The organism is Paenibacillus oryzae (assembly GCF_001675045.1).
GTDB classification, from domain to species: Bacteria; Bacillota; Bacilli; order Paenibacillales; family Paenibacillaceae; genus Pristimantibacillus; species Pristimantibacillus oryzae.
Genome location: NZ_LYPA01000051.1, coordinates 15,370 through 32,596 on the forward strand (window position 1 = coordinate 15,370; position 17,227 = coordinate 32,596).

The window sequence follows — 17,227 nt, forward strand, 5'->3', positions numbered from 1 at the left end:
GAGAAGCTGCTTCTGCCGAAGGCAGTTGTTTCTACCAAAGGCAGCTGTCTATGCTAAAAGTCAGCTGTTTCTGCTCCTGCGGACATTTATGTCCGTCAGGAGCTTCTTTTTATGGAAATTCAGATTGTAACGGACATTGGCGGCCGTAAGAGCCTATTTTTACTCCCAAATGCTCGATTTTTGTGGTCCAACGGACAGGAATGTCCTTTACAATATTAGAATTTGTCTTTTTGACACTCTGCCGGTCATAAGTGACCGTTAGACTGACAGCACAGTAGCGTACGGCAAATCAGCAGAGTCAGAATAGTCGATGTCGATAGTAGCAGACGGTAAATCAGCAGAGACAGAATAGTTGAAGTTGATAGTAGCGGAAGGTAGTAACGTTGAAGGTGAATGTGCAAAGGTAATAATGGAAAGTAGAAAGTAGAAAGTAGAAAGTAGAAAGTAGAAAGTAGAGAAGTAGAAGGCACTCTAGTATTGGCAGCGGGAATGCAGGCTCCGGCTGTCCTGCTAAAAAGTAATAATTGACTTTAAACAAACAATATTGTCCGTTGGTATTGGTGTACCTTTATAATAGAAGAGCGCCCGGTTACTGGGAGGAAGGGCGCTTCCCGGAAGTGCTGGTTTTGTACAGTTTGGTTTGTACGGTTTGGTTTGTACGGTTTGGTTTGTACAGTTTGGTTTTGTACGGCTTGGTTTTGTATACCCTTACATCAACACCTTCTAACTAATGGAGATTAATGGAGAGATGAATAAATGACGGCTTCCAAGGAGCAAAGCTATTTGCTGAGTGCTGTGGAAGGCTGGTTCAACCGGCCTGATCAAATCCAGCATTATGCCAAGGAATGCGAGGAGGCTCCAACGGAGGCAGAGCAGCATTTGCTGAGCACTATGCCGGGACAAGGCTCTGTTCTGGATGTGGGCTGTGGAGCGGGCAGAATCAGCTTTATTTTGGCTGGGCAGGGTTATAGGGTGACGGGCATAGATGTTAGTTCAGGGCTGCTGCAGCTGGCTCGGCAAAATGGGATAGATAAAGGCTTGACCATTTCATTTTTGCAGAATGAAGGGGCGGATCTGCCTTTTCCGGACGGGGCGTTTGATAGTGCCATTGTTTTTAAGGTGTTATGTTATTTGCCGACACGGGAGCTGCGCAGCGTATTTCTTAAGGAGCTTCACCGCGTGTTGAAGCCTGGAGGGAGCTGCATTCTGACCCAGCATATTGTGCCTGATGAATTCCAGGATGATGGCAGGGATGAGCATTTTGCCAAAAGTGAAGCCGCTCGTTTCAGCATTCTGGAGCGTGGGGACCATCTTCCGCTGGGGGTTGGTTACGTTCATTGGTTTACTGTAGAAGAGTTAGAGGAAGAACTGAACAATGCGCATTTTGATATAGAGATTTTTGAAAGCGATGAAGCGTACGGTGGTAACGGATTTATGCAATTGGTTCGCCTTAGCAAAAGGAATAATTAAACCCGAGCCATTCGCGCTAAAAATTATTCCGTTCGAGTTACATCTCGTTCCTCTTGAATATCCTCTTATTCGCATTATGAGTTCTCCCATTCACAATATACATCCTATGGGAGAGAACTGGCCTCTTTAAGGTTAAAAGGAGCTTAGCCATCATGGAAATGGACTTTATGGAAATGGATTTTATTATTGTTCACGGATCGCCCGGAAACGGTAAATCAACCTTGTCCCGCATGCTTAATGAGCATTTGAAGTCGCCTTATTTTGAGTTCGGCTGGATACCGGAATTTCGTTCCTTGACGCCTTCCCTGGACATCTCTCAGGCGGCGGAAGAGCAGCTTTCCTTTGAAAACCTAATTTTGGTTGCCAAAAATTATAACTGCCACGGCTTTAAAAATATCATTCTCACCGATCTGAACGACATCAGAATGCTGGATATCCACCAAATATTCAAAGGTTACCGGTATATCATTTTGACTTTGTACAGTGACAATGACGACATCATTAAGCAAAGAGTGTTAACGCGAGACAACGGGAATGAATACAAGGACTGGGAAACCTCTGTCGCGATGAACGCCTTGATTAAATCCAGAGAAAAACTGCCAAATGAATACCGCATTGAAAATTCCGGCCAACATCCGGAAACGGCCTTGCAGCTTATGCTGGAGCTAATGGCCGCACATGAGCCGGCAGATGCGGACGATATTAATGTTATTGAACAGCGCGAGTACTATTACAGCTATATAGACCACACACAGGGAGATTAACATGGAACGGCAAGTTACCTATTCAACCCCGGCAACAATGGCTAGATTGCTTCATTATTCAAAGGCTTATTATCTTTATTACATAGGTTTGCTGCTAATCGTGGTGTGCGCTTCATTTGTTAATTTGGGTTATCTGGAGGCTGTCAGGCAAATTGTGTCCGGGGCAACCTCAAAAACATTGCAGCCGGTTTATTACGGAGCTGTTTTGGCCGGGTTAACCACAGGGCTGCAGCTAGCCTTAAGCCTGCTTCAGGAAAAAGTAATGGTTAAATTAAAAAACCAGTCTATTACAAGCATGCAGAATCACGTGCTGAATGAGCTGTATGGAAAAAAGCAGGAGGAGTTGGACCGATTCCACAGCAGCGATCTGGTTGGCAGATTGCTTAACTCCGTAACCGCCGCTCAAACGGGCATTAACGAAAAAGCGTTAACCCTGTTTAGCAATGTGATGCAGGTGGTTATGGCGATGGCTTATTTCACATGGCTGAATCTTCCGCTGACGCTTGGGCTGATAGGCTTTGCGCTATCGTACCCGCTGCTTGCTTATCCCATTTCGCGTTATTTGCGGGTTTTACATGATCGCCATGGCGACGACATTGCGCATCGAGATATTGTCCTTCAAGAGGCCGTGCAAGGCAGCCAAGATGTCAAAGTTTATCGGCTACAGGGCTACTTGGCGGGTTTGCTTGGGAAAAGGCTTGACAGGGCGTTTGCCCGGGCTCTAAAAATTTCTCTTTTTGAAAGAGGAAGCGAAGGCCTCAACCGCCTCGCCACGTTTGGGGGCATGATTTTTACGCTTAGCTTTGGCGGTTATCAGACGCTGAAGGGCGACTTGGCGGTTGCGACGCTTGCTACCTTTGTCGTTACGAGCGGTCAATTGACCAATCCTCTGTTATCCATTGCGTGGCTGTGGACGGAGATGATTGGCTCTATCGCTCAAGCCAATAGGGTTTTTAGCCTTTTCGATTTACCGGATGAAGAGGTTAAAGAGGCCAATGAAGCTCAAGAGGCCAATGAGGCTAAAAAGGCAGATAAAAGAACGGAGGCCGCCACTGCCGCACCTGAAGCAACAAACGATCTAATTGATACCTGCCAAGACGCCATTACGTTAAAAAAGGTTTCCTTCCAGTATCGGGACGGGGCGGAGGCGTTGAAGGACATCAGCTTCCAGGTCAAAAAGGGACAGCTGGCGGCTATTGTTGGAGCAAGCGGCTCCGGTAAATCCACCATCATGAAGCTGCTTCTGCGGCTGTATCGCCCGGACCGCGGGGAGCTGTTATACCGCAATGAGGCTATCCAAAGTTTGGAGCTGGACCACTGGAGAGCGGAAATCGGATATGTTTCGCAGGATACCGTGTTGTTTACGGGCACGGTCAGAGAGAATATTAGCTTTGGACTAACGTCTGCTCCTCAAAGCGAAGTCGAAACGGCCGCGAGATTAGCCCATCTGCATGACAAAATAGCGTCATTCCCGCAAGGCTACGATACGATTGTCGGGGAGCGCGGAGTTGAGCTGTCGGGCGGAGAAAAGCAGCGCCTGGCATTGGCCAGAGCCTACATGAGGCGCCCGAATCTGCTGCTGCTGGACGAACCGACCTCAGCGCTGGATATCGAAAATGAAGAGAAGTTCAGAGCTTCTTTGCTGGAGCTGATGAAGGGGCGCACCACCATTATGATCGCCCATCAATTGGACACCGTGACTAGCGCCGATCTCATTATTGTTCTAAAAGACGGCAGAATTGAAGAGACGGGAAGGCATGAGGAATTAATGCTCAGGCGAGGACATTATTATGCACTGGTGCAGAGCCAGCTCGCATAGGAGAGGAGAGCGGAATTGTTTTGAACCCAGAAATGAACACAGGAAACAATAGGGAGACCAGCACGGGGAGCAACGCAGAAATCAATACCAGAAAAACGCTGGTTTTACTCTTTACTTATGCAAGAAAGCATTGGATCATCCTTCTGTTCCTGCCTCTGTTAATGGGAGTAGATATCGGCTTTGAAATTGGGGTTGCCCAGGTTCAGGGGTTGTTTATAGATACGGCAAGCAAGGGCGTCATGACGGAATTGATGAATGTAACAAAGCTGGTTGTTTGCTTGCTTCTTGGCGCTATTGTGCTGTTGGCGCTGCACAAGCATCTGATTGTCAAGCTGCTGGGATATGTGCACAGGGATTTGACCCTGAAGCTGTTTGATGTCGTCAACTATATGCCCTTCCGCAATCGCCAAAGCTATCACTCCGGCGAGCTGGTGACAAGGCTGAAGGAGGATACCGAGCACGGGTCGTCCATCATTGAAGCCCTTGTTGAATACGTTACCGTATTTGTTCTCATCCTGCTGTCGTTTATTTATTTGATAAAAATAGATCTGGTATTGGCTGTATTGGGAGCCGTCAGCTCACCGCTTCTGTTTTTCATCGGCCGTTTTTTCGATAAAAAAATCGCGATTCAATCCGATGATGTACAGCACAAGGAGCAAGCGCTGCGGGAAACATCGCAGGAGTTTGTTCAAGGTTTGCCGATTGTCAAAACGTATCGGGCCAAAGGCCTTTACCTTGGTCAATTTATGAAGCAGCGAAAAGCGTTAAATCAGTCGCAAGCCAGGCTTGCCATGACCAATGCCATGAGCCGCGGCTTGACGGAGGGCAGCTACCAGCTCATCTACATTGCAGCCCTTGTCTTTATAGCCATCGCGGCAACGAGAAATACGATGACGCCGGGCGCAATTGTAACCTTCAGCGTTTTGTTTGAGCTGGTCGTTTGGCCGGTTATCGGCCTCTCGGATCAATATAGCCGCGTACAGGAAGGCGTTGGCGCATTTAATCGCATTTACCGTCTCTTGAAGTTCGAAGCAGCGGGAGGAACGGTAGGCAAACACCCGCTGTCTTCCGGAGCAGCAGGCGAAACGGTAGGCAAGCACCCGCTGCCTTCCACTCCGGGGGAGCATACGTCTACTTCTCCGCCGGACGGAGATACGGTCATCTCTCTGCAGAATGTATCCTTCCAGCCAGAAGGGGCCGACAAGCCGCTTCTGAGCGAAATTAGCTTTCAATTGAAGAAGGGGGAAAAGGTGCTGATTATCGGGCCAAGCGGCGCCGGTAAATCTTCGTTGGCAAGATTGTGCTCCGGCCTGTACGAGCCGACTGGCGGAGAGGCGTTTATCGGGGGCGATGGGGAAGGCGACGATTCCGGTCTGGTGTTTGTGAGCCAGTCGCCATACCTGTTTTCGGCAACAATAAAGGAAAACATTGGCTTGGTAAAGCCGCAGGCAAAGGATCAGGATATTAGAGCGGCCGCCACCCTGGCGGGACTGGACGCGTTCATTGACGGGCTGCCGGACGGGTACGATACCGTCATCACGGAGCAAGGGAATAATTTTTCCGGCGGACAAAAGCAGCGGATTTCTTTATCCCGGGCATTTCTCCATAAGGAATGCAGCCTGGTTATTATGGATGAACCAACCTCCGCCCTTGATGCAGCTAACGAACAGAAGCTTGTAGACTCCATAAGGTTGTATTTGGAAAATAAATCTGCCATTCTAGTTACACATCGACCTGCTCTTGCTTCATTGGCTGATCGGATAATCGTCATGAATGACGGCGGCATTGCGGAGGAAGGCACCCATGAGGAGCTGACCCGCCGAGATGGCTTTTACAGCCGCTTTTTGCGGGGAGCCTGACAAAGGTATGACTATGCAAACGATTTGATCAAATCTAAAATGAGCGCCGATAAAGAAGAGGCTTATAAACGTGCTGAAAAGGAATTCGACGAAATACTTCCGATGGGTCAATCAACGGAGAATAATTTTTTATATGTAATGATAGATGATAACGCAGAAAACGTTGGTTTTATCTGGTATGAAAAAGAGGATGTTTCGGGATTTATTTGCGATTTTTTGGTCAAGGAGAATTACAGGAAGAAAGGCTATGGATTTGAAACGATGAAATGGATTGAGCAGGATGCCAAAGATAAAGGAATGACAAAGCTCAGACTTAGTTTATTTAAATTCAATGAACCAGCCTGTAACTTGTACAAGAAACTAAATTATAATGTCGTTGAGGACCATGATGAAAATATGATAATGGAAAAAATACTATTCACATAAGTCATTCACACTTTAAAACAGTGAGAGGCTGGTTGCAATGCGGAATAAGGGTTATTCATTTTCCTTAGAAGAAAGCAGTCAGATCATTAACCGCTTTGGCGCGGACTTTTTTGGTCATGTGAACGGAGGGCTTTCCGTATTTTGCAAGCGGTGGCAGCTTGATGAGCTGGCGCTTATTCCTTCATTTTCGGCCAATCTGGTGTTTACCTGCACGTCGGGCATATTTGGAGACGCCGTATTAAAAATAGGCCACCCGGACTCCGTCTATATACAGACGGAGTTTCAAGCGTTGTCTGCCTATGGCGGGAGGCCGTTTTGCAACGTATTCGACATTGATGCGGCTGGCGGCGCATTGCTGGAGGAGCGGCTTTTCCCAGGCACGCCTCTGCGCAAGCTGGACACGCTGGAGGAGCGAGTGGACCGTTTCTGCTCGCTTTATAACGGTTTGCATATGCTTCCGCCTGAAGGAATCGTATTTCCTACCTACACTCGTTGGGTGGAGCGGATAACAGATTATATGAAGGGCAGGCAGGATTGCAGTGAGCTTTACGGCCATATGGAAAAAGCTTGTGAATTGTACAGGGTTCTAACTGAAAAATATAACAGGAGCATGCTGTTACATGGCGATTTTCACCATGATAATATACTGCTAAGCAGCGAAGGCAGCTATGTCATTATTGACCCAAAAGGGGTAATCGGCGATCCTCTGTTTGATGTGCCGCGTTTTATGCTCAATGAATTCGAGGACGAGCTGACGGCAGAGCTGGCTGCAAAAATAGAGCGAATGATCGTGCTGCTGGAGAAGCAATTGGCTATCCCGGGGCCTATTTTGCGAGCCTGTCTTTATGTTGAAACCGTGATGGGGGTGTGCTGGAGCGTTGAGGACGGAGCAGGGCCTGACGAATGCGCCAAGCTGCTGGAAACGGCGGCGTTTGCCGAAGCTCTTTTGTAGACAAGGAGAGTGGATTCAATATGTTGATCATCCGAACGGAAGGCCGGGAGGATTACGAACAGGTTCACGAGGTTAATATAGAGGCCTTTGAGCAGCGTGAGGATGAGGCGTTGCTGGTACGGCGTATCAGAGACAGCAGGACATTTGTGCCAGAGCTGTCTATTGTCGCTGAGCAGAACGGAAAAATTGTAGGTCATTTGCTTATAAGCAAAGCGGCGGTTTATGAAGGACGGCAGCTGCATGATGGCGGGCCGATGGCCATTCATGAGGTTGTTGTGCTGGCTCCGATTGCCGTCAGGCCTGATTATCAGGGGCAGGGAGCGGGCCAGACGAAGTGTTTATGGTCTGCGAGCTGAGAGAAGGCGCATTAAGCCGAATTCAAGGAGAGCTCAGGTACCCGGAGGCCTTTTTTGACAAGAGCGAAAACAGGAGAGAAAAGATGGAGATTAAGCAATTGCATGAGCTGAGCGCTGATGAACTGCAACAATTGGGCGCTTTTGGATACCAATCTACGGAAAAATATGAATTGACCATTGAGGAGTCGCAGGATGTCTTCAATCTGGGGCTGAAGCTGGTTTCCTTGGAGAAACCGTATATAAAATGCGAAATGAACGAGGAAGAGGATATTCAGCGTTATGCCAAGCTGGCGCGAGCCGGTTATGCACTCGGGCTTTTGATCAACAATCGTTTGGCCGCGTTGGCGGTTACGGAGCCTCAAGCGTGGAATAACACGCTGATGCTTTGGCATTTGCAAGTGCACGAGTCCCACCGACGCAAGGGGTACGGCAAGCTTCTGATGGACTTTGTTTGCCGATATGCGGAGGAGGCCGGGTTTCGTGCGGTTTCGCTGGAAACTCAAACGACCAATGTGCCTGCCATCCGATTTTACCGGCATTGCGGCTTTACAATTGAAGCTATTGATAAATCCTTGTACAGCAATAACGATGACGGCAGCGGCGAAGCGGCGTTGTTTATGCGGAAGAAGCTACAAGCTTAGAGTTGAAAGCTTTGAAGAGTCCCGTGATGCAGCCGTCAGTCTATGAGCTATACTCAAGATGGTGAACATTTGGAGGATATTTCATGATTTGAGAGGAATGAGGTAACCTTCAGTGTCCACTACACGTCATAAGAGGATGGAACATTTTCCAACTATGAACTTGGGAGGCGATCTTATGGAAATGCCGACGCATATTGTTGCCGTTGGGGGATTTGTTGAAAATGAACAAGGTCAAATATTGCTGGTCAAAACAAGGCATGGGGGTTGGGTTTTTCCTGGTGGTCAAGTCGAGGTTGGCGAAAACTTGCCGGATGCGCTAACTAGAGAAATTATGGAAGAGAGTGGAATAGAATGCGAGGTTCTGCATATTGCTGGCATATATTCCAATACGGGCTCTTACAAAGGGTATAATGGAGTTGACCGGGTACCGACGAAGCTTATGCTCGATTTTGTATGTAAGCCGCTAGGCGGAGTATTGGCGACATCGGAGGAAACAATGGAGAGCTGCTGGATAGACAAGAATAAGGTTTTGGATTATATTACTTCTCCAGCAATTCGGACAAGGTATGAGGTCTTTTTAAAAAATAGAGATCGAATTGAATATATGGAATATAGGACAAAACCGGCTTTTGAAATCAGGGCACACCGGACATTCTGAGTCATAAGGGTTTGCATAATTGAAAAACAAATCTATGAATTCAAGGGGGGACAGCAGCCATGCCCGAAAATAAGTTGATAGGCGCTGCAGCAATTCTTTTAAACGAGGAAGGCCATGTTTTGGTGGTTAAGCACAGCTATGGCAGGAATAATTGGGACTTGCCTGGCGGCAAGGCGGAGGCCAATGAATCCGCACGGGAAACGGCGGAGCGTGAAGTATTTGAGGAAACGGGTTTAACGGTGAAAGCCGGAAAGCTAACGGGAATCTATTATGATCCCCAATTTGATATGCATCATTTTGTTTTTATAGCTTCTGTTACAGCGGGCCAGGCCCTTCCTGCTCCAAGCTCGCCGGAAATTTTGGAGTGCCGGTTCTGCCCGATCGGGGAGCTGCCTCGGCCAATGAGCGATTTTACCTATAATCGCATTATGGATGCCGTCCAAGGCTCGCAGGAGCTTTTTCATATGATCGGCCCAAGGCAGTGGCTGGATTAATCACTGCTGCTGCGGACTTCTGTAAGTCATCATTGGATGGAATTGATTGGCGCGACTTGTTTATTTCTGTAGCTGCGGACATTCATGACCGTTAGAGTCTTGTTTTGATGGAATATCTATTTTTAAAGGTCATGCGTGGCCGTAAAAGCTTAATTTTATGCCAAAAACGTAACTTTCGAGCGTCTAAAGGACATTTGCGACCGTTGGCCAAAGCTGAAGCGGTTATTTGGTGCTCTACCGGTCATCAGTGACCGTAAGGCGGGGGAAGCCATGAAGCTATCTGGCGACTAATGGCAAGGTTAAGCTATTATGGATATATAGATTTATACATAGAAGGAGCTCATCATGTTATTCAAAATGATACCGGTCATGGAGCAGGCGGAACGGCTTGCCTTAATTATTTGCAAGCAAGAACCGTCTCGCGGGTTCAGTCCCTTTCGGAAAGGAGCCGGCTCGCGTCCGGAGGGGTTATTGTCCTTTATTGAAGATGAATCCAGCGAGGTGCTGAACAGGCTTGCGGAAGCCCTCAGAGGCAAAACAGTATTGACGGATGCAGATGCCAATGTGATCGATGCCATCCTGGAGGCTAATCCGGCAAGCAAGGGAGTAGCTGTAAACCGAAAGAAATTGGAACAATCCATGAATGGAAACCTTTACGTCAGAGTCAAGTATAGAGCAACTAAAGAGCAGGATGACAAAATCGCCGAGGCGGACGGCATGCTGATCTGGAATGCCCGTTAAAGGGCTTCTGGACACATTTACCTTCCAGGCTCCTGATTTCTACAAGAAACAAGGGTATGCGGAGCTGGGAGTAATCGACAACGCGCCTGCGGGATAAGTGCATGTAATGATGCGACTTTGCAAGGAGGAAGCCATGAGTTACGTTAAAGAGGAATTGAGGTCCAGCTATAGGAACAGCGAAGGCATCTGGGAAAAGGATCATTATTCTCCTAAACGGTTTTTTTCCTTTTTTGATGAAGCGTTGTTAAAAAAGGCGGTTTCCGGCCTGTTTGCCGTTAGGGGGTTCCGTGCGATTCCTCTTGAGGATAATGAGCTTGATTTTTATGGCTTGCTGCTTGCCGGAGAGCAAGAATCATGACGGCAGCCGAGCAAGAAACCAGACTAAGGGAGCTGCTGATGCAGCATCCTTTTTTGACAAGGGATTTGGCTCATGTTGAAGCGTTGAAGCTGCCGCATTGGTGCATATCGGCCGGTTATATCCGCAATTATGTATGGGATTGCCTACATGGGAAGGAGCAGCCCACCCCGCTTAATGATGTGGATGTACTCTATTACGATGCGGCGGATTTAAGCGAAGATAGAGAAAAACGTTGCGAGAAGCAATTGATAGAGGCTTGTCCTCATTACCGCTGGTCCGTCAAAAACCAGGCAAGAATGCATCAAAAATCCAATCTTCGCCCCTATAAATCGGTGAAGGATGCTATGAAGCATTGGCCGGAAACCGCAACCGCCGTTGGCGTTACGCTGGATAAAGAAGGCCAGCTGGAAATAATAGCTCCTCATGGCCTGAATGACCTGTTTGGCCTCCTGGTCCGACAAAGCCGCTATTTCGGAGACCGAAGCTATTTTTTGTCCCGAATAGAAAGGAAAAGATGGCTTGAGATATGGCCAAAGCTGATTGTGGTGGACTGAGCCTGCTTTTGGCGGACTAGTTCTGGTTGCTGTAGCTGGAGCTGATAGATTAAGAGAGGGAGGAAGATAAGGTATGAGTGATGCATTTACAAATGCAATTACAATTCGCGTAATGAACGAAAGCGATCCCGAGATCATAGCGGAAGCGTTTCGGGAGCAAGGCTGGAACAAGCCGGTCTGGCTCTACGAGGGTTATTTGGAAGAGCAGCGAAAAGGCGACAGGGTTTCGTTGATCGCAGAGGCAGATGGTGTTTTTGCCGGTTACGTTAATGTGCTTTGGAAGTCCTATTATCCGCCGTTTCGGGAAGCGGGCATCCCTGAAATCAATGATTTTAATGTGATGATAAAGTTCCGCCGAATGGGCATTGGTTCGGCCCTGATGGACAAAGCCGAAGCCGTTATTGGGGAACGGTCTCCTATTGCAGGAATAGGCGTTGGTATTTTCTCCAGCTACGGCAATGCGCAAATTTTGTATGCTAAGCGCGGTTATGTGCCGGATGGAAAAGGAATTTTTAATGGCGAAGTACATGTTGAATATGGCGAAAGCATTGTCGTCAATGATGATGTTGCGCTGTATTTGACCAAGACATTAAGCCGCGTTTAGGTTGCTTTTGTGGAAGCATGGGGTGGCGGGAATGAATTCGAGGAGGGCGGAAGCATGAACTTTATTTTGATAGTTGGTCCCCAGGCTGTCGGGAAAATGACAGTAGGACAACGTTTAGCTGAAAAAACGAATTATAAGTTATTCCACAATCATGTTTCCATTGATTTTGTTTCGCCCTATTTCGATTACGGCTCTCCCTCAGGCAAGCGATTGGTGAATCTGATCAGGCACGAGATGTTTGAAGAGGTCGCGGGCAGCGATATGGAAGGATTTATTTTTACCTTTGTATGGGCCTTTGATCTGCAAAGCGATTGGGATTATGTGGAGCAAGTCTCGAAGCAATTTGAGTCGCGAGGCGGCACCGTTTATTTGGTTGAGCTGGAGGCGGATGTGGGGGAACGAATCAAACGAAACACTAGCGAAAACAGGTTAATCCACAAACCAACCAAACGAAATGTCCAAAAATCGCAGCATGATCTGGTTCAAAGCCATGAAACATACCGATTAAATTCATTACCCGGCGAGATCAGTGCCAAACATTATTTCAGAATTAATAATACAAATCTGAATCCAGACAAGGCAGCAGATATGATTATAAAGCATTTTGGATGGCAAAAAAGTCCGCCAGCCTATAGCTAATAATGAGAGGATCATATAATCCGGGCGATAAATGGCAAGGAGGGAGAGCATGGGCCTTGACTATAGCTTTGTAACGATAATACCGAAGCATCGATTGCAGCATGTATATGAGTACATTCGAAAGCACGGATCAATTGATAGCGGAAATAGCGCAAGCATTCATTTTTGTATGGACTCTTACATTTTGAAGTATCTGGAGGGCGGGTATAGCTGGCAGCCGCATTATGACCGGGAAGAAATAGAGCTGTTTATCGAGCCGGATGGAAAAGTGCGAATCGGCAGCATCGATTTGTCTACTCGCGAGCTGGAGGGTTACCCGGATGAAATTGAAGTTACCTTCACGGCGGTTACCAGCGATATGAGCCGGTTGTTCCAGGATTCGGTATCGATCACGCAGTGGTTTATAGAACTGAGCAAGGCATTTGAAGCCGTATTAACCTATATTGATCTGGAGGATGAAGGGGCAAGGATTATTTATTGCCACGGAGCCGAGGTTCATCTGGAGCTAAGAGGGAAGCAGCATTTGGCCAATCTTCGGGAATCCTTTTTTGAAATTATGACGGCTTTTTCTAACCGCTATCCTCATTTTGAGTGAGCAGCGGCATAGTGGAGAACTGGGGGGAGAAGCATTTGAATAGCATGAAGAATCTGCAGGCTGTATTCATTGACCGTGATGGTACGATAGGCGGGACGGGGCATTTTATTCACCCACGAGATTTTACTCTTTATGAGGGCTCCGCCGACGCTATTACGAGGTTGAAAAAAGCGGGACTTCTTGTATTTGCATTCACCAATCAGCATCGGATATCAAGGCAACAAGCAACAAAAGCGGAATTTCAGGAGCAGTTCCAGACCTATGGTTTCGACGATGCTTTTATATGTCCCCATAGCGACGAGGATGGGTGCTCCTGCAAAAAACCAGGGATTGGCATGTTATTAGAGGCGGCGGAGAAACATGGGCTGGATTTGAAGCGTTGCGCCGTCATTGGCGATGTTGGAAGCACGGACATGCTTGCCGCCCATAGGGTTGGGGCTATTAAAATTTTGGTGCGTACGGGCTGGGGCGATGCTTCATTAACTACCTACCGTGATCGCTGGAGCGAAGCCGAGCCGGACTTTGTTGCCGAAAATGTGCTTGAGGCCGCTGAATGGCTGACGGCAGATAGAAATAAGTGATTTGAATTCCGGATGGCGATTATCCGCTAATTATCCATTGCCCGAACGACAGGCGGGAAGTATAATATGCGCAGGGCGGCGTCGCTGACTCGATGTCCAAACCGTTACTTTTGAACGCAAAGAGAAGAGTGAAGGTATGAAAATTGGTTTTTTTGACTCCGGGATAGGCGGTTTAACGGTGCTCCATCAAGCGGTGAAGCTTTTGCCAAAAGAGGACTACCTCTTTTATGCAGACACTGCTAATGTCCCCTACGGAGAAAAAACGCGTGAAGAAGTCAGACAGTATATAGTGGATGCCGCTGATTGTATTGCCCGCCAGCATGTTAAGGCACTTGTTATTGCTTGCAATACAGCTACCAGCATCGTGATTGAGGAGCTTCGTCAAAGGTATGATTTTCCGATATTGGGCATCGAGCCTGCTGTCAAACCAGCCATTGAAAAATGGGAGGGGAATCGGAAAAAGGTTCTGGTAGTAGCCACGAATTTAACATTAAAAGAGAAGAAATACAACGAGCTGGTAGAGCGGCTTGACCATGAAGAAATTGTACACAGCTTGCCCCTGCCTGGTCTTGTCCAGTTAGCCGAAAGCTTCAGGTTTAATCAGGATGAGGTTGTGTCTTATTTGAAAGAAGCGTTTGCCCATCTGGATGTTACGCAATATGGAACGGTTGTGCTTGGATGCACCCACTTTCCTTATTTTGAAATGCCTCTGAAATCGTTATTTCCCGAAGGGACGGATTTTATTTCGGGAAGTCTTGGAACAGCCAAACATTTGAAGCGTATTCTGGAGGCTAACAACGAAGTCAACCAAGAAGGCACTGGAGAGATAGCATTTTTCAAATCAGGCGTTAAGGTGGAGGATGCTGAGGAATTAAGACGCTATCACGGACTTTTTGATAGGCTGGATGATATTGAGCGTCTTAAACGTCTGGGCACGAATAGCAAACAATAGAACCCTCAGCTGAGAAGGCTGGAAAAAAAATAAGCTTCAAAACCCAATGATGCGGGTTTTGAAGCTTATTCTTTTATTACTCCGTTTATTGCCTTGCTTATTGCCTTTTATAGTTTTCCTTAGTGAAGAAACGCCCGGTACTTCATTAAATAAGGTCGGACTTCTTCAACAATCGCTGAATAATTGCGGCTACTTCCGCGCGGGTTATATTGGCTTTTGCATCAAGTCTGCCGTCGCTGCGGCCGCCAACAACACCCGCTTTGACCGCCAGTGCGATGCCTTCTTTTGACCAGCTGCTTGCAGCTGCGGAATCAGTAAATGACGATAAAAGTTCGTCGGCATCCGGCATGCCCGTTGTTGCCGCAAGTCCCGTCAGCTTCATTGCTCGGGCAATAATGATCATTGCCTGTTCACGTGAAATGGTGGCGTTTGGCCGGAATGTCCCGTCTTCAAAACCTGCAATAAGATTGTAGGAAGCTGCGGTTTGTACAGCGCTTGAATACCAGTTTTGCTCATTGACATCGTTAAACGGAAGGGTTCCTTCGCCAAGTCGCAAGCCAAGACCACGAACGACCATAGCCGCAAATTCTGCCCGGGTAATATCTTTGTTCGGGCTAAACGTCGAGCTGTCGACACCATTTACGATGATGCGGGAGCCCATGTCGTTAACCGCGTCTTTTGCCCAATGATTTTCCATGTCTGCAAAAATCAGCGGGTGCCAAACAACGGAATAGGTGCTGTTCGTCAAGCTGTTGATAACCGCGTAATGGGTTCCGTCTTCGACAATGACCTTTGTTGGAACATGTCTGGTAACGCCGTTTGGATCAACTACGATGCCAGTTGTAATTTTGTTAGGATCAACGTTGTCCGGCAATGCAATTTTTCTTTCCACATACATGCTGAAATTTGTAATTTCGATTGATTTATCCTTATGCGAAACAATTAATTTAAAATCTACAGAAGGAACAATAACTGTGAAATTCCCTCGAATAGCACTATTTTGAACGACCTGATTCGTTTCGTCAGATGGCTCGGCGATGATTATGTTTACGGATATATCGCTAAGCTTTGTCCCCGGAGACAGCTTTTCAGCCAGCTGCCCGATGTTGATTTCACGGGCGGGAATGCGGTAGCTGGCATGGTCTGTCCGCAGAACCAGAGTTGCAGAACGATTGTCCATATTTTGAATGCTTTGGCCGTTTAACTCTCCCTTAATAATGGATGAGCTTGAACTGACCGGTACGGTTACGATGGCACCATCGCCTTGGGAATCCAGCTTGGCCTGCAGCTTTTGAGGGTCAACGATTACGGTTGTTGTAGTCAAACCATTGATTTCGGTTGTTTTCGATTTGCCTGCGTTTTCGATTTGGCCGTTTACGATAACAATAACATCGGTTTCGTTTGAAGAAGGTCCGGTAATGATAGGAGGCGCAGTTGGTACATTCGTGTTGCCGCCTGATGTCTGCTCCTGAACAACAACCGCTGTCGTGAAGCCGAATTTCACAATTTTTCCGTCGGCATCAACTTCGGCCACTCCGATTTTTTCGCCATGAGCTGCGTTGATTAGTCCATTAGCAGGCAGGTCGGCATAGCCGGTTGCCGCATCGCCAACTCTTGGCGGGATAACCTCGCTGCTGCCGAACGTTTTGTAAACCAGCTTGTGGCCAATTGCAGTCGCGGCTGGTACTGCCGAAATTGTCGTTTTGCCGTCATTTGCTGTGCCGCTTGGATCAACAGCCGTTACGGTAAGACCGGCAGCAACCGGAGCCGTAAAGTATAACGTGACCTCTGCCCCCGCTGGAACAGAACCATTTGCGGCCACCCTTACTTTAACAGTATGTGAGCCATTCAAGACCGGCAGATTATTGCCGTCATATCGAACGTAATTGCCGCCGTCAATCTGGTATTCCATCGTTGTATCCAGACCGATGATCTGATCATTTATATCATCGGCTGAAACATTGGGAGCCGCTGGGACAGCAGGCAATGTTCCAATGACTGCTGTAGCTTCCTCGGAAGCAAAAGCCGATGAGGTTGCTTTGGTGCGGACATAATACGTGTCCGGCTGCAGTCCCGAAACGGTTGCGCTTGAGATGTCCGACCAAGCACCGGCAGCGCCTTGTTTATACTCGCCGCCAACTGGCAGTCCAGTGAGGCTGCCGTCATTTGCGCCGGCGTAGGATTCGTCCGTTTTGCCAACGCCTGTTGGCGCGGCAGGACGATCCGGGATGATGAGCGATTGAGCCAAGCTGTTGGTTGAAGTCGTGCCGTTGCCGACTTTGACAATGCTTAACGTTTCGCCAAGCCAAGCTGAGTCGATAGCGATTTTGCCGTTCGTGTCAGCGGATACGTTTTGACCGTTGATCAGGTAAACGGCGTTAGCCGCTAATCCAGCCAGTTGCTCATCAGTAAAGCTGATGACAGCCGCTGGTGTAACCTCAGGCGTAGCGGAGGTTGAACCAACCGTTATGGCAGCTTCCTCAGAGACAAAGGCTGATGAGGTTGCTTTGGTGCGGACATAATACGTGTCCGGCTGCAGTCCCGAAACGGTTGCGCTTGAGATGTCGGACCAAGCGCCGGCAGCGCCTTGTTTATACTCGCCGCCAACTGGTAGTCCAGTGAGGCTGCCGTCATTTGCGCCAGCATAGGATTCGTCGGTTTTGCCAACGCCTGTTGGCGCGGCAGGACGATCCGGGATGATGAGCGATTGAGCCAAGCTGTTGGTTGAAGTTGTGCCGTTGCCGACTTTGACAATGCTTAACGT

19 protein-coding genes and 1 pseudogene are annotated in these 17,227 nt (G+C 47.9%); 19 read left to right on the forward strand and 1 reads right to left on the reverse strand.

The annotated features are described in order from the left end of the window. The first annotated feature begins 756 nt into the window (after positions 1-756). The 19 genes and pseudogenes from A7K91_RS10785 (at position 757) to murI (ending at position 14,463) form a co-directional block, all read left to right on the forward strand. Positions 757-1,470 (forward strand): class I SAM-dependent methyltransferase, encoded by a 714-nt coding sequence (locus A7K91_RS10785; protein WP_068682500.1) that lies wholly within the window; start codon positions 757-759, stop codon positions 1,468-1,470. 152 nt (positions 1,471-1,622) lie between these two features. After that, the gene (locus tag A7K91_RS10790) at positions 1,623-2,234 is read left to right on the forward strand and encodes a P-loop NTPase family protein (protein ID WP_068682501.1); all 612 of its coding nucleotides are present in this window, start codon (positions 1,623-1,625) and stop codon (positions 2,232-2,234) included. Between the two features lies 1 nt (position 2,235). Next, a complete protein-coding gene (locus A7K91_RS10795; protein ID WP_068682503.1) occupies positions 2,236-4,053 on the forward strand; it encodes an ABC transporter ATP-binding protein in 1,818 nt (605 codons plus the stop codon). Positions 4,054-4,073: 20 nt separating this feature from the next. Then, a complete protein-coding gene (locus A7K91_RS10800) occupies positions 4,074-5,912 on the forward strand; it encodes an ABC transporter ATP-binding protein (protein ID WP_068682506.1) in 1,839 nt (612 codons plus the stop codon). 39 nt (positions 5,913-5,951) lie between these two features. Next, positions 5,952-6,338: a GNAT family N-acetyltransferase gene (locus tag A7K91_RS10805; RefSeq protein WP_156739474.1), complete on the forward strand. Its 387-nt coding sequence runs from the start codon at positions 5,952-5,954 to the stop codon at positions 6,336-6,338. Positions 6,339-6,375: 37 nt separating this feature from the next. After that, positions 6,376-7,290 (forward strand): aminoglycoside phosphotransferase family protein, encoded by a 915-nt coding sequence (locus A7K91_RS10810; RefSeq protein ID WP_068682510.1) that lies wholly within the window; start codon positions 6,376-6,378, stop codon positions 7,288-7,290. Between the two features lie 20 nt (positions 7,291-7,310). After that, positions 7,311-7,646, forward strand: a complete 336-nt coding sequence (locus A7K91_RS10815; RefSeq protein WP_068682512.1) for a GNAT family N-acetyltransferase — start codon at positions 7,311-7,313, stop codon at positions 7,644-7,646. A gap of 83 nt (positions 7,647-7,729) precedes the next feature. Next, entirely contained in the window at positions 7,730-8,287 is a 558-nt protein-coding gene (locus tag A7K91_RS10820; protein ID WP_068682600.1) for a GNAT family N-acetyltransferase, read from the forward strand. A gap of 175 nt (positions 8,288-8,462) precedes the next feature. Beyond that, positions 8,463-8,945: an NUDIX hydrolase gene (locus A7K91_RS10825; RefSeq protein ID WP_068682514.1), complete on the forward strand. Its 483-nt coding sequence runs from the start codon at positions 8,463-8,465 to the stop codon at positions 8,943-8,945. Positions 8,946-9,004: 59 nt separating this feature from the next. Beyond that, on the forward strand, positions 9,005-9,439 hold the full coding sequence (locus tag A7K91_RS10830; protein WP_068682516.1) for an NUDIX hydrolase: 435 nt from the start codon (positions 9,005-9,007) through the stop codon (positions 9,437-9,439). Between the two features lie 345 nt (positions 9,440-9,784). Then, positions 9,785-10,180 (forward strand): DUF6210 family protein, encoded by a 396-nt coding sequence (locus A7K91_RS10835; RefSeq protein ID WP_068682518.1) that lies wholly within the window; start codon positions 9,785-9,787, stop codon positions 10,178-10,180. Between the two features lie 4 nt (positions 10,181-10,184). Next, positions 10,185-10,277, forward strand: a pseudogene (locus A7K91_RS27030) (GNAT family N-acetyltransferase); the annotation flags it as partial. A gap of 36 nt (positions 10,278-10,313) precedes the next feature. Then, positions 10,314-10,538 (forward strand): hypothetical protein, encoded by a 225-nt coding sequence (locus A7K91_RS10840; protein WP_068682520.1) that lies wholly within the window; start codon positions 10,314-10,316, stop codon positions 10,536-10,538. Continuing rightward, a complete protein-coding gene (locus A7K91_RS10845) occupies positions 10,535-11,092 on the forward strand; it encodes a nucleotidyltransferase family protein (RefSeq protein WP_068682522.1) in 558 nt (185 codons plus the stop codon). The genes A7K91_RS10840 and A7K91_RS10845 overlap by 4 nt, the downstream gene beginning before the upstream one ends. A 73-nt stretch (positions 11,093-11,165) precedes the next feature. Then, positions 11,166-11,696 (forward strand): GNAT family N-acetyltransferase, encoded by a 531-nt coding sequence (locus A7K91_RS10850; RefSeq protein ID WP_068682523.1) that lies wholly within the window; start codon positions 11,166-11,168, stop codon positions 11,694-11,696. A 54-nt stretch (positions 11,697-11,750) separates the two neighbouring features. Then, positions 11,751-12,335 (forward strand): AAA family ATPase, encoded by a 585-nt coding sequence (locus A7K91_RS10855; protein WP_068682525.1) that lies wholly within the window; start codon positions 11,751-11,753, stop codon positions 12,333-12,335. 49 nt (positions 12,336-12,384) lie between these two features. After that, positions 12,385-12,930, forward strand: a complete 546-nt coding sequence (locus tag A7K91_RS10860) for a hypothetical protein (RefSeq protein ID WP_068682527.1) — start codon at positions 12,385-12,387, stop codon at positions 12,928-12,930. A gap of 44 nt (positions 12,931-12,974) precedes the next feature. After that, complete coding sequence (locus A7K91_RS10865) at positions 12,975-13,511, forward strand: HAD-IIIA family hydrolase (protein ID WP_068682602.1); 537 nt, start codon at positions 12,975-12,977, stop codon at positions 13,509-13,511. A 136-nt stretch (positions 13,512-13,647) separates the two neighbouring features. Beyond that, entirely contained in the window at positions 13,648-14,463 is an 816-nt protein-coding gene (murI, locus tag A7K91_RS10870) for a glutamate racemase (RefSeq protein WP_068682529.1), read from the forward strand. A gap of 145 nt (positions 14,464-14,608) precedes the next feature. Here the strand turns inward: murI and A7K91_RS10875 are convergent. Next, on the reverse strand, positions 14,609-17,227 hold a 2,619-nt coding region (locus tag A7K91_RS10875; protein WP_068682530.1), incomplete at its 5' end, for an S-layer homology domain-containing protein.

What these genes read in the sequence shown, in the direction of transcription:
- A7K91_RS10850 (WP_068682523.1), top strand. Translation starts at nt 11,166, where the DNA reads ATGAGTGATGCATTTACAAATGCAATTACAATTCGCGTAATGAACGAA.
- A7K91_RS10795 (WP_068682503.1), top strand. Translation starts at nt 2,236, where the DNA reads ATGGAACGGCAAGTTACCTATTCAACCCCGGCAACAATGGCTAGATTG.
- A7K91_RS10785 (WP_068682500.1), top strand. Translation starts at nt 757, where the DNA reads ATGACGGCTTCCAAGGAGCAAAGCTATTTGCTGAGTGCTGTGGAAGGC.
- A7K91_RS10865 (WP_068682602.1), top strand. Translation starts at nt 12,975, where the DNA reads ATGAAGAATCTGCAGGCTGTATTCATTGACCGTGATGGTACGATAGGC.
- A7K91_RS10830 (WP_068682516.1), top strand. Translation starts at nt 9,005, where the DNA reads ATGCCCGAAAATAAGTTGATAGGCGCTGCAGCAATTCTTTTAAACGAG.
- A7K91_RS10790 (WP_068682501.1), top strand. Translation starts at nt 1,623, where the DNA reads ATGGAAATGGACTTTATGGAAATGGATTTTATTATTGTTCACGGATCG.
- A7K91_RS10815 (WP_068682512.1), top strand. Translation starts at nt 7,311, where the DNA reads ATGTTGATCATCCGAACGGAAGGCCGGGAGGATTACGAACAGGTTCAC.
- A7K91_RS10820 (WP_068682600.1), top strand. Translation starts at nt 7,730, where the DNA reads ATGGAGATTAAGCAATTGCATGAGCTGAGCGCTGATGAACTGCAACAA.
- A7K91_RS10825 (WP_068682514.1), top strand. Translation starts at nt 8,463, where the DNA reads ATGGAAATGCCGACGCATATTGTTGCCGTTGGGGGATTTGTTGAAAAT.
- A7K91_RS10860 (WP_068682527.1), top strand. Translation starts at nt 12,385, where the DNA reads ATGGGCCTTGACTATAGCTTTGTAACGATAATACCGAAGCATCGATTG.
- A7K91_RS10845 (WP_068682522.1), top strand. Translation starts at nt 10,535, where the DNA reads ATGACGGCAGCCGAGCAAGAAACCAGACTAAGGGAGCTGCTGATGCAG.
- A7K91_RS10805 (WP_156739474.1), top strand. Translation starts at nt 5,952, where the DNA reads ATGAGCGCCGATAAAGAAGAGGCTTATAAACGTGCTGAAAAGGAATTC.
- A7K91_RS10855 (WP_068682525.1), top strand. Translation starts at nt 11,751, where the DNA reads ATGAACTTTATTTTGATAGTTGGTCCCCAGGCTGTCGGGAAAATGACA.
- murI (WP_068682529.1), top strand. Translation starts at nt 13,648, where the DNA reads ATGAAAATTGGTTTTTTTGACTCCGGGATAGGCGGTTTAACGGTGCTC.
- A7K91_RS10840 (WP_068682520.1), top strand. Translation starts at nt 10,314, where the DNA reads ATGAGTTACGTTAAAGAGGAATTGAGGTCCAGCTATAGGAACAGCGAA.
- A7K91_RS10835 (WP_068682518.1), top strand. Translation starts at nt 9,785, where the DNA reads ATGTTATTCAAAATGATACCGGTCATGGAGCAGGCGGAACGGCTTGCC.
- A7K91_RS10810 (WP_068682510.1), top strand. Translation starts at nt 6,376, where the DNA reads ATGCGGAATAAGGGTTATTCATTTTCCTTAGAAGAAAGCAGTCAGATC.